Raw genomic sequence first — 12150 nt, 5'->3', positions numbered from 1 at the left:
AATTCAATTGCAATCCTATTTAATAATGGTCTCCGTTTATATTTTGTATGCAGGAATCCGGAGTCTGTGAAATGCTTTTCAACAGTTTTTTGTACATCTAATTACAGGTTATAAGAATCAAGTTTAAAAATGCCAGGAATTTGTTATCCGAAAAAAAAAATCTAATTGTAAAAGCAGAATGGACAGTTTGCAGTTAAATCTGTGCACACTATTGGGTTCTTACCCATTTTTTGGTAGTTTGCTAACTGTTTTACCCAATGAATGATACTAAGCTCGTTTAGAGGCGAATTTATGGAGCGCCTTTTTAGGAGATTACATTTTAATCAATTTCAGACCAAAATAGGGAGGAACCACTTTTAGCAAAATGCCAGTTATTTACTCAATGGATCTTATTGAATACAATGATTGGGATTTTAGAATAGAACGAATATTGCTCAGCATTAGAGGGAAACAGCAGTTTCTCGAATCCCGAACGGTCATGATGGGAATATAAAGCGAGCATAGAGTTCGGTTTTGTTTTTATTGACAGGTGTATATCTTCAATCAGTGAATTAACAATGTTTCGATTAACCTGGACAAAATTTATTTGGAAGTTGAACTTTTTTACGAGATGCATCTCCGTTTCTTTAGGATTGTTTATTCCTTCAAAAGATTGGGTGATAGAAAGCATTTGAATTGAGGCATTAACCGGAGCAGCAAAATCAATAATCCCTGGAAGTTCTTCTTCAAAGTTTTCCATGTCAGTTGCATAAATTATCGTTTTAATTGGTCTGTAGCGATAACTGCTTGGTACGCTTATCACTGGGATTTTAGAAATCGACAGCAGTTCACTGGTATGGGTGCCAAAAAGCTTCTTAACTATACCTGCTCCCCGGGTAGCGATCAGGATATATTCAAATTTTTCCTTTTCAGCATAATCGATTATCGTGCTTACAACCTCCAGTGAGTTAATCACTACAGATCTAAATTTGAATGGCTCCAATCCCATTGAACGACATATTTTATATACAAAAGAACTGAGTTCTGAAGTAAGCTTATTCATGCTCTTTTTTAAAAACTTTTCGAATGCTATTTGCGTCCAGCTATATGGTTTGGGAATGTGGCATACCTGCAAAACACTCAGTGATGAATTCCTTAATTTTGCTAATCTTATAGCCATTCTAATCGCTGATTTCGAATTGCTGGATAAATCCGTGGTTACCATTATTTTTTTCATCGCTGTTTAAACTGGTTTTTTACTTATCCATTAACTCTAATAAGTTGCTCCAGCATAATTGCAATTTCAACAATATCTAACTGTCAGAAGATGATTTTTATCATAAATAATCATGATCTAAATAGGAGTGTCGGCATAAAGCTGCATTGAAATGCCGAGTATGCAATCGCCATAATATAGGAAAATGCAAAGCAGGACTGCTTTTTCAATCTACATTTATTATTTCTGGCAAATCTCACTAGATATTATGAAAGTCCTGCTTTTGTCACTTTACTCCAAATTTTCATTTAGATTTTTTTGTGTTGGTAATAATATCAAAATTGATGGATACGTTTAGCATTCCTGGATTGTGCTATCAGCAGATATGCAAGATAATAATTCATTTAGCAGTCCTGATAAACTTACTGATACGCATGCGATGCGTTCGTCGGCCGCACCGTAATAAATGTAGAGAAGCATTTATTGCTGTGCGGCTTGTTCTGCAAGCTTGGCTTCTTTTTTCTTTTGTCGTTCCTGAGACCTGAAATAGCCACGGAAAAAGAAGTTATGTTTCAATGCCTCCATATTTTGATTGAATCCATCAGTTCCTTTTTGCAGATTCTCCATCGTCTGGCTTATGTTTCCCGCCATAACTGAATCTTTCAAGAGGGTATTAAATGAATTGTTCCCATAATTGAGATCGTGGTCTATAGACTTGATCATCCCATCCAGTTCCCGCGTCATGGAATTTGCGTTTCCGACGGCTATTTTGGTTTGACGGATAGCATCCCTCAGGTCTGCAGAAATGGTTGTATCTGTCAGTAAAAGGCCAGCTGCTCCTTTACCTTTTCGGATATTCATAACCATTTGATTTAAATCAAGGCTGATTTTGCTGGCATTTTTAGTGGTACTATAGATATTCAGCAACGATGCTTTTAAACTTTCTCCAATGGTTTCATCGTTAATCAATCTAAGGATTGCGCTGCTGTCAACACGCATCACTGTCCCCTTTAAAACCTCTGATATGGTCGCTACATTATTGTTGGTCTGAGAAAGCTTATCTATTATCTCATCCATATTTGCCATATTTTTTGCCTGTAGAACATCTCCTTCTTCAACTTTAATACTTTTGCCTGCTGCCGGAGTGATGTTGATTACCTTATTTCCCATCAAGCCTTCTGTACCTATTGCCGCTACTGCATTTTTACCGATAAAGGCCTTTACCTTTTCATCGATCTGCATGGTAACCTCAATCGTACTATCATTTAAAAGCGCTATATCTTTCACGGTTCCAGCCTGAAAGCCTGAAAATAACACGTTATTGCCTGTAGTGAGACCATTTAAATTAGTGAATTTTGCTTTTAGCTGAAAGTCATTGCCGAATAGATTCTTATTCTTACCAATGATAAAAAAGGCCAGTATCATTAGTATTAAACCCGATAGCACAAATGCCCCTAATTTAACACTGTTTATTTTTTCATTTGCCATGACATATTTATTTAATCAAAAAACTGTTTAATATTTTTATCTGTAGATTGCGCTAGTTCCTCAAAACTTCCCTGAGCATAGCTTTTCCCCTCCAGCAACAGCACTACCACATCAGCTGTATTTTTAACGCAGTTCATGTCATGAGATATGATTATAGAAGAGGTATGATTCTTTTCCTGTAATTTTAAAATAAGGTTTTCTATCTCCCTGGAGGTTACCGGATCAAGCCCGGTTGTTGGCTCATCATAAAGAATTATTTCCGGGCGTAGGATCATAGTTCTTGCAAGGGCAACACGCTTTAGCATTCCTCCTGACAGTTCTGAAGGCATCATGTCTATAGTGTGCAACAGATCTACGTTTTCTAAAGCTTCACTCACCAGTCGATCCACTTCTTCCCGGGTGATGTCAACCCAATGCCTGAGCAATGGGAATTCCAGATTTTCCCTGATCGTCATCGAATCGTATAAGGCATTGCTTTGAAATAAAAATCCGATTTTAGTGCGTGTTTCATCCAGTTCATCTTCACTTAGTGCGGTTATATTATCTTCATTCACGAAAATGCTCCCACTTTCAGGCTTAAGCAATCCAATAATGCACTTTATCAAAACAGATTTTCCAGAGCCAGACTTTCCAAGGATAACCACATTGGTTCCCCGTTCTACAGTCAAGTTAAATCCATCTAATATCACTTTGTCTCCAAATGATTTGACAAGATCTTTTATGACGATGATGGGCTTGTTATTTTTCGGTTCCATTATTGATTAATTTAATCCCATTAGTTCAGTGATCTGTACAGCCAGTAAATCGATAACGAAAATCATTACGGAGGAAAGCACAACAGCCGAATTTGCCGAAACACCTACACCTTGGGTGCCTTTGCTTGAACTGAATCCCTTATAGCAACCGACTATCCCTACCGCAAAGCCAAAAAATAGGGTTTTTATAATGGCTGGTAAAACATCGCTAAAATCGAGACTTTTAAAAACCTGAAGGAAAAATAGGTCAATACTTGTTACTGATCTTATATTTACGCCCAGGTACGAACCAAATAATGATATTCCATCGCCGAGAATGGTAAGGAGAGGCAACATCAATGTTGTGGCCAACACCCTGGTCGCTACCAGATATTTATATGGCTTTATCCCGCTGACTGTCATTGCATCGATTTGTTCGGTTACCTTCATAGATCCCAGTTCAGCACCAATACTGCTTCCGATTTTTCCGGCGAAAATCAATGCGGTGATTACCGGACCGATTTCCCGAACGATTGCAAGACCTACCATGACCGGCAGTTGTGATTCTACACCGTAATCTACTAATGAAGGGCGCAATTGCATGGTTAAAACCAGGCCCATAATAAATGAGGTTAGTCCTACCAGTGGAAATGAGAGGTAGCCTATCTTATAGCATTGATTGAGCAGCTCACGGTTTTCATAACGTGGCTGTATACCTACTGAAAAGAAGCGGCCTGTGAAACTGGCCACCTTTCCAGTCTCATCCAAAAAATTCTTAAAACGAAGAAATAGCTTCATGGTTACAAAAGTATGTGCTTGCTTTGCGCATAACCATGACCACAGATTTGTATTGCGTGATGTTCATCATCATCATGGTCGTTCCGGATCATTATTGATTGGCTGACTGGTTATCTGTCGATATTTTCATTTAACTCAGATAAAATATTGTTTGGTTCAGACTTTAGATTTAAGCGGGCTAAAATCCATTTCATTTGTTTTATCTGAAGATTAATGCCGAATTACCCTATGAAATATGCCATTTGAACCAGATTCATTAAGCAGATTATCTAATAGTTGTGCGTAAGCGATTTTTTTTCTTGGAATAAACCAGCCGGATTCATTGCTCAAAGAATCATCCTGTCCCTGCCATGCCATCCTGGAAAATAAAAAGTATTGAGCACTCAACATGAGTTCTGTTGTCACATCAGGGCTGGCCATTTTTGTTCGTTGCGCAGGATTGTTGATCAGTGAATCCAGTGTTCTGGCATAGGGGACGGTCTGGTAGATTCCTTCATTTCCAATGTTCTGGATTCGGCTGGATAAGTGATAGGCCTGTTCAATCATTACCCCTTCATTGTACCAGGCATAAGCATAATTTCTATTTCGGTAAAAATCAATCATTGAAGTCTGGTGATCAATAAGCTAAAGACCAGTATGTTACAGAAATGTTGATACTTCAGGTGTATTTTAAAATTCATCATGGGAAATATGGAATAGCGGAATCAGGTATTTCTTATTCCGAAAGAAATATAACTGTAGTGTACCCCGGCCTTAATAGCCGACATACACTACAGCAGATTAACAACATGGAACAGGCAATTTCCGTATTTTGCTATGTAAAATGTTATCTTATTCTGCTTGTATTTTGAATCATTCACACTTTTATTAAATCACAGAAAAACTCTTACATGTTGGATATCATCATTATGCCTGATGGCCGTCATTGCCCTCCTGATACAAAATAGCAAGATTTGTGTGTAAGAAACACAGACCGATGAAAAAAATACTTATAGCAACAGATTTTTCAGTAGCTGCGGATAATGCCGCAAGATATGCTCTTGAGCTGGCCCATACGATTAAGGCCGATACCGTATTGGTTAATGCAGCGGCTGTTACTACGGATTCACCGACAGAGATTCTATGGCCAGCAGAAAGTTATCAAGCGCTTATCAAGCGAACTAATGTCCGTCTTGAAGATCTTGCTAAAGAACTGCAGGATAGTATACCGCATGCGGTGAAAGAGGCCGATGTTTGTCCGACGATTAGTATAAAATCAGATCTGGGATCAGTTACTGATTTGCTAAAGGAAATTGTTCAGCAACAACGTATAGGTTTGGTTGTAATGGGGCTCTCTGGTGCTGGAAATATAAAACGACTGATTCTGGGAAGCAGTAGCCGCGATGTGATTGATGCTGCAGATTATCCCGTATTGCTAGTTCCAAAAGAAACGCCATTTAAGCCCATTCATAAAATCGCCTTTGCAACTGATCTTGGTCTTAATGATATGGAATCTATACAAGTTGTTGCAGCTTTTGCAGGGTTACTGAAGGCAGAGTTGCTCATCGTTCATGTCATCAGAAGAAATGCTGATCACGATATTACGAATCGCATCAGTGCATTTATGAGTGAACTTAGAAATAAAATCAATTATGACCGGATTTATTATGAGAATGTGTATCAATCAAAAGTAGAGAATGGTCTTGGCTGGTTGAAAGACCATGGAGAGACCGATTTATTGGTGATGCTTCACCGGAAACATGGCATTCTAAATGACTTTATAAATGGGAGCCATGCCCAAAATATGGCCCGCAAAACAAAACTTCCTTTGCTGGTAATACCAGAAGGTTACCGTGGAACACTTTGCTAACCGATTAGAAGCTGTTTTATGTTCATGCTTTCTCATGAGCTGGGCCACTACTGCGATTTACTATACACTAGATTTACTCAAAAATAATTTAACATTATGAGAAATAAAACGGTAATTATAACAGGCGGTGCTTCCGGCATCGGAAAAGCAGCAGTCAGACTATTTGCCAGCGCGGGCGCAATGTGGTCATTTCCGATATTGATACCGTACAAGGGGCACATTTGCTTGAAGAAATACATTTAGCTGGAGGTATAGCAGCTTTTTTTTAAACTGATGTCGCAATCCCTGCAGAAATGGAAGCCTTGGTTCACTTTGCAGAGCAAACTTATGGAAAGCTTGATATTGCTATAAATAATGCAGGAATAGGTGGAGAGCAGAATACCATTGCCGATATGAGCCTGGAGGGGGTGGCAGCAGATAATAGCGGTTAACCTGAACAGTGTTTTCTATGGCATGAAGTATCAGATAGCAGCTATGCTTAAAAATGGCGGAGGTAGTATGGCAATGCATATTCTTCAGGAACGTTTCGCCAATGGGGCAATTGATCTTAAGGAATACGAGAGGAACAAAAAAATCCTGGAACGCGATGCTATCGCAAAATTATGATGATGTCTACAAGTTTTAGTCCACACATTTTAAAAATCATAACCATTAGAAACAACGAGAAATTACAGGCGATAGACAATGCACTGCTGCGGAATTGGGCAATAAACAGCCATGATATTGTAGTGAACGTGTTTGGTAACAGGGTAACCCTGAGTGGTAGGGTACACTCCATGTATCAAAAGGATGTAGCTGAAAGAATTGCCTGGAACGCACCGGGCGTATGGAATGTACACAATGAATTGCTTATCGATCATGCAACAACCTAACCACAACAAATCGGGTCATCATTCTTTATTCAACTTCTCCCGGGCCTATTTAAATAGCCGCATCGCTGTCCGGGACTGGATTTCCAGCCGCTATCTAATTATGGAACTTTTTAAACAGATGAACCTTTGGCCTTACCAGCCACTGGTAAATATGGCCAGGCGTATACTAAAGATTTCAAAAAAGTAAAGCTGGTTAGACTTATCAATGCATGCCTAGAGAAAATGGAAGATAACAATTTCAACGTAGAGGGTTTATCGAATGCCCAGGTACTCGAATCCAGAAATAAATACGGATCAAATATTTTAAGTTTCGAAGCAGAAGACAATGTGTTTACAGTGATTTTTAAGCTTTTAAAAGAGCCTATGATCATTATTTTGCTTATTGCTACTGCGATTTATTGCTTTAGCGGAGACTTTGCAAATGGCATTTTTCTTTTGTGCTCAATCCTTTTCCTTTCCATGATTTCTCTGTATCAGGATTCCAGAAGCCGTAACGCTTTAGAGAAACTCAAGTTATACCATAAACCAACCTGTAAAGTGATACGGGAAGGTGCACTGCTAAACATTCCTACTGAATCGCTCGTTATCGGCGACAGCATGGTGGTAGAAGAAGGTACATCTGTTCCTGCAGATGGTTTGATTTTTCATTCCAACGATTTTTCGGTTAATGAGTCACTACTCACGGGAGAGTCTTTATCCGTATTCAAGGATGCTGCAACCAATGATCATATGATCTTTCACGGGACCACCATTATCAGTGGGCTTGCCATTGCGAACGTTACTGCGATTGGCATGGAAACCCGATTGGGGAAGGTAGGCATAAGTATTTCAAAAATACCTGAACAAAAAACCCCACTTGAAAGACAGGTTAACAATTTTGTGAAAAATATGGTAATTCTTGGTGCCATTGTATTTTTGATGGTTTGGGGAATCAACTTTTTACACAGTCACCTGTTCATGGCCAGCCTGCTCCAATCCCTTACCTTGGCAATGAGCATCATTCCTGAAGAAATTCCTGTGGCCTTTACCAGCTTTATGGCACTTGGTGCCTGGCGGCTGATTAAAATGGGCATTGTGGTTAAACAAATGAAAACGGTAGAAACACTTGGAAGTGCAACAGTAATATGTACCGACAAAACAGGTACATTGACTGAAAATCAGATGAGTCTGGATCGCATCTACCTGCCAGTAAAGCGTACAATTGTAAATTTGCAATCGCCTCCAGATCAGGAATCTCTTGCGGTATTGGAAACGGCAATGTGGGCCAGTGAGCCTATTCCTTTTGATCCTATGGAAATATCCATTCATGATCTATATAAAAAATATGCGATCCATGATGAAAGACCTCGCTTCTTCATGCGTCAGGAGTATGCTTTGAGTGGAAGGCCGCCCATGATGACCCATATTTTTGAGGATAAAAGTGGCAGCCGCATTATTGCAGCAAAAGGTGCTCCCGAGGCAATTATATCCGTTTGCCATCTCACTATTCATCAGAAGGAAGAAATTCTTGAAGCGATAGAAACATTATCCTCAACAGGGCACCGGGTGCTTGGTGTGGCTTCTGCCAGTTTTCAAGGCGATCACTTTCCAGCAACACAACAGGAGTTTGCTATGGAGTTTGCCGGATTGATTGCTTTTACCGACCCGCCAAAAAAGAATATCCGTTTTGTTTTGAATGACTTTTATCATGCGGGAATAACTGTTAAAATCATTACGGGCGATAACGCTCAAACTACAAGCGCCATAGCTAAAGAAATAGGGCTAAGGGGAGCTGATCATTTCATGAATGGCGATGAACTGATGAAGCTTAGCGATGATGAACTTCGACTGGAGGTAGTTAAAACGAATATATTTACAAGGATGTTTCCTGAGGCGAAACTCAGAATTATCAATGCGCTGAAAGCTAATCATGAAATTGTAGCGATGACAGGCGATGGTGTAAATGATGGTCCTGCACTTAAAGCGGCACATATCGGAATTGCCATGGGTAAAAAAGGAACAGAGATTGCCAAACAGGCAGCTTCATTAATTCTTCCGGAAGATGACCTTTCAAAAATGGTCGATGCAATTGCTATGGGCAGAAAGATCTATGCCAATTTGAAAAAAGCAATACAATACATCATCTCCATTCATATTCCTATTATCCTCTGTGTTTTCATCCCCCTTGCACTGGGCTGGCGCTATCCAAACCTTTTTTCACCGCTGCACATTATATTTCTTGAACTGATTATGGGACCAACCTGTTCGATCATCTATGAGAATGAACCGATGGAGAAAAATGCGATGTTAAGAAAACCCAGATTACCGACCGAAACATTTTTCAGTTTTAAAGAGCTTTTTATTAGTATGGTACAAGGGCTTGTTATCGCGCTTGGTGCGCTCTTAATCTACAAGTATGCCACCTCATCAGGCTTTAAAGAGAATACTGTGCGAACCATGACATACAGTGTTTTGGTGGTATCTAATATCTTTCTGACTTTAGCAAACCGATCATTCTTCTATTCTGTGTTGGAAACGTTAAGATATAAGAATAAACTGGTTCCTATCATCATATGTATCACCATTAGCCTGACCGGAGCTATGATTTACATCACGCCAGTTAGCCAATTTTTCGGATTTGCTCCCTTAACAGGCAGGCAGTTATTAATTTGTTTAGTAACAGGATTTATTTCCGTTATCTGGTTAGAAGGTTTAAAGTTTTTTAAAAGAATTAACACCCTGGAAATACAGAATGATAATAGCCATACCACCGTACTGTAAAAAGTCTTAATTTTTCATTTTGGAAAGCCCTTCATGGTTAAGTACTGTAATTTTTGTGCCGTTCCTGTCAATGAGCTGCTCATCTTTAAAATCAGACAAAGTGCGGCTTACCGTTTCCGTGGCCATGCATGCCATTGCGGCAAGGTCTTCTCTGGAGATATTTATTAAATCATCATCTACTTTTCTTTGTCCATAAAGTCGGAGCAATGTGCCGGCCATTTTTTTTCTCACTGAATGGTAGGCCAGTTCCAGCAGCTGTTCTTCTTTTGCCCTATTGTCCCTGGAAAGGAGATGGATAAATTTTCTTGCGACCTCGGGGTATAGATTAAAAATAGTTTCCATTTGTTCTGAGGGAATTAAGCAAATACTACTATCCTCAAGGGCTGTAGCGGTATCAGCGTAAGCGCTATCACTTAATACAGCATTAATCCCCAAATAATCCCCCTGACCATAAATGCCGGTCATCAGCTCCCTGCCATCTTTTGCTAATTTTATTGTTTTAACCCTACCGTGTGTGACCAAATAGAGACCTTTACCATGATCATCCTCATAATAGATCACCTGGTTCTTTTTAAAATCTCTACTTTTTTTTTCTTCGATAATCTTCTTGAATTCAGCAAGACCATCCGTTTTCTCAACTAAAATTTGGAACTCCTCAGTTTTATTCTTGTGGGACAGATCATTGACGGCTTTCTTTTTCAAACGGATATCAATGGCATTTAGCAACTCCATATCATCGAAAGGTTTCACTAAATAATCATCTGCGCCCAATTCCATACCTTTGCGAAGATCTGCATGCTCAGCCTTTGCAGTTAAAAAAATAAATGGAATTCCTGTCGTCTGCTCATGCCTGTTGAGCATATAGAGTACACCATATCCATCAAGTTCTGGCATCATGATATCACAAAGAATGATATCAGGAATATGGCTGATGGCCAGATCAACGCCCAATTTACCATTCTCTGCCTGAAATACAGTATAACATGCCATTTCAAGAATTTCAACGAGGTTCGCCCGGATCTCATCATGATCTTCAATAATCAATACTTTTTTGCTCATGATATTATTTTTTGTGGGAAGGTCAGTGTAAATAACGTTCCCCTGTTAACTCTGCTTTTAAAACTGACCTGTCCATTCATTAATCCTGTGTATCTTGATAGTATGCTCAATCCCAATCCGTTACCTGATATGTTTCCGGTGTTATGTGCCCTGAAGAAGGCTTCGAAAAGATGTTTGTGATCACTTTCAGGGATACCAATCCCATTGTCGCAAATCCTGATCGTACAATTATGGTCATTTATTTTGGTATAAAACTGAATCTGACTGTTATACCCCGAATATTTAATGGCATTGTCTATTAAAATGATAATGCAGTTTTTTAAAAGATTCTGATCAAGAGTGATTTTTTGCGCCGTACCGCGGTGTTTAAAGATGATCTTTTGCTTTCCCCGTAGAACCACCTGCATCTCTCCGGTAATCTCTTCTGCCATTTCCGATAAGTTAAAGTGACTCAGGGATGGCTTGACCATTCCGCTATCTAATTTTTCCAGGGATAAAAAATCATTAAGAATAGCAGTGATATTCAGGACGGCGTCTTTAATTTTGACTACATGTTTTCCGATGTTCTTCTGATCCAGTGATTCTGTATAACGCTCGATCAGGGATGCTGACAGCTGAACCAAACTCAATGGTGTCCTGAATTCATGGGAGGCAATAGATACAAACCGGCTTTTAAGCTGACCAAATTCTTTTTCTTTATTGAGCGAATGGTTGAGTTCAACCTGGGTTTTTTGGAGTTCATTTACGCTCATTCTAAGCGAATATGTGCGCTCCTCAACCTGAACCTCGAGTTGTGCCGCATAATCCTGTAATTTTCCTTCTGCCTCTTTTTCTCTGGTCAGATCGTGAATGAAGCCAGCATAAACTATCCTGCCTGAATACTTAACCTCGCTTACGCCGAGACGAAACGGGAAATAACTTCCATTTTTCTTCATACCAATCAGCTCCCTGCCAATCCCAATGATGTTTGCATTACCAGTTTTTTTATAATTGAAAAGATAATGGTCATGATAAGATCTATCCGGTTGGGGCATCAGCATGGATATGTTTCGTCCGATAACTTCTTCTGGAGCATAATCAAAAAGCCTGCATGCAGAGGGGTTTATCGATTCTACAATCCCCCGGTCATCAATAGTAATTAATCCGTCTATTGCATTGTCGATAATTGCTTTTAGCAATACGGAATTTTCCATAATTTATTGATTAACAGCTGAATGTTTTCTCTGCGTTAATAGAACCATCATCCTAAGAGATTGTTTTGTTTTTATTCTTTCAAAGAATATCAATACGGACGAGTCCTGCCCATTTCCGCAGGTAGAATTGATCTACCCGTGATGAGCATCATCAATTTGGGTAGGGGCTATCATTTCTAACCGCAACAGGTTAGGGTACTTT

Annotated in this window: 12 protein-coding genes; 5 read left to right on the top strand and 7 right to left on the bottom strand. The window is 39.3% G+C overall.

What is annotated here, in order from left to right; all coding sequences use genetic code 11:
• Nucleotides 1-379: 379 nt before the first annotated feature.
• The 5 genes from BCL90_RS19930 to BCL90_RS19910 all read right to left on the bottom strand — a co-directional run bounded on the left by BCL90_RS19930 (nucleotide 380) and on the right by BCL90_RS19910 (nucleotide 4818).
• A complete protein-coding gene (locus tag BCL90_RS19930; RefSeq protein ID WP_121286427.1) occupies nucleotides 380-1216 on the bottom strand; it encodes a universal stress protein in 837 nt (278 codons plus the stop codon).
• 459 nt (nucleotides 1217-1675) lie between these two features.
• Entirely contained in the window at nucleotides 1676-2683 is a 1008-nt protein-coding gene (locus BCL90_RS19925; protein WP_121286424.1) for an MlaD family protein, read from the bottom strand.
• A gap of 11 nt (nucleotides 2684-2694) precedes the next feature.
• A complete protein-coding gene (locus tag BCL90_RS19920) occupies nucleotides 2695-3438 on the bottom strand; it encodes an ABC transporter ATP-binding protein (RefSeq protein WP_121286421.1) in 744 nt (247 codons plus the stop codon).
• 6 nt (nucleotides 3439-3444) lie between these two features.
• Nucleotides 3445-4215 carry an MlaE family ABC transporter permease gene (locus BCL90_RS19915; protein ID WP_121286418.1) on the bottom strand — a complete coding sequence of 257 codons (771 nt, stop codon included), beginning with the start codon at nucleotides 4213-4215 and terminating at the stop codon, nucleotides 3445-3447.
• Nucleotides 4216-4425: 210 nt separating this feature from the next.
• The gene (locus BCL90_RS19910; protein ID WP_121286415.1) at nucleotides 4426-4818 is read right to left on the bottom strand and encodes a L,D-transpeptidase scaffold domain-containing protein; all 393 of its coding nucleotides are present in this window, start codon (nucleotides 4816-4818) and stop codon (nucleotides 4426-4428) included.
• A gap of 373 nt (nucleotides 4819-5191) precedes the next feature.
• Here BCL90_RS19910 and BCL90_RS19905 point away from each other — a divergent pair, with 373 nt between their 5' ends.
• From BCL90_RS19905 to BCL90_RS19885, 5 genes are all read left to right on the top strand, one after another.
• On the top strand, nucleotides 5192-6064 hold the full coding sequence (locus tag BCL90_RS19905) for a universal stress protein (protein ID WP_121286412.1): 873 nt from the start codon (nucleotides 5192-5194) through the stop codon (nucleotides 6062-6064).
• Nucleotides 6065-6345: 281 nt separating this feature from the next.
• Nucleotides 6346-6495, top strand: coding sequence for an SDR family oxidoreductase (locus BCL90_RS19895; protein ID WP_262707554.1), 150 nt, complete (start codon nucleotides 6346-6348; stop codon nucleotides 6493-6495).
• Between the two features lie 22 nt (nucleotides 6496-6517).
• The gene (locus tag BCL90_RS25780) at nucleotides 6518-6670 is read left to right on the top strand and encodes an SHOCT domain-containing protein (RefSeq protein ID WP_166792286.1); all 153 of its coding nucleotides are present in this window, start codon (nucleotides 6518-6520) and stop codon (nucleotides 6668-6670) included.
• Nucleotides 6667-6936 carry a BON domain-containing protein gene (locus tag BCL90_RS19890; protein WP_121286406.1) on the top strand — a complete coding sequence of 90 codons (270 nt, stop codon included), beginning with the start codon at nucleotides 6667-6669 and terminating at the stop codon, nucleotides 6934-6936. Before BCL90_RS25780 ends, BCL90_RS19890 begins: the two co-directional genes overlap by 4 nt.
• A 126-nt stretch (nucleotides 6937-7062) precedes the next feature.
• Nucleotides 7063-9696 carry a cation-translocating P-type ATPase gene (locus BCL90_RS19885; protein ID WP_244095153.1) on the top strand — a complete coding sequence of 878 codons (2634 nt, stop codon included), beginning with the start codon at nucleotides 7063-7065 and terminating at the stop codon, nucleotides 9694-9696.
• 6 nt (nucleotides 9697-9702) lie between these two features.
• On the opposite strand, the gene BCL90_RS19880 is transcribed toward BCL90_RS19885, so the two are convergent.
• Both BCL90_RS19880 and BCL90_RS19875 read right to left on the bottom strand, forming a co-directional pair.
• Entirely contained in the window at nucleotides 9703-10755 is a 1053-nt protein-coding gene (locus BCL90_RS19880) for a response regulator (RefSeq protein WP_121286403.1), read from the bottom strand.
• Nucleotides 10752-11948, bottom strand: coding sequence for a PAS domain-containing sensor histidine kinase (locus tag BCL90_RS19875; RefSeq protein WP_121286400.1), 1197 nt, complete (start codon nucleotides 11946-11948; stop codon nucleotides 10752-10754). Before BCL90_RS19875 ends, BCL90_RS19880 begins: the two co-directional genes overlap by 4 nt.
• Nucleotides 11949-12150: the final 202 nt, after the last annotated feature.

Origin of the sequence: Pedobacter alluvionis, assembly GCF_003664035.1 — a bacterium.
In the GTDB taxonomy this organism is placed as follows: Bacteria; Bacteroidota; Bacteroidia; order Sphingobacteriales; family Sphingobacteriaceae; genus Pedobacter; species Pedobacter alluvionis.
This window is presented reverse-complemented; position numbering and strand designations above follow the sequence as displayed.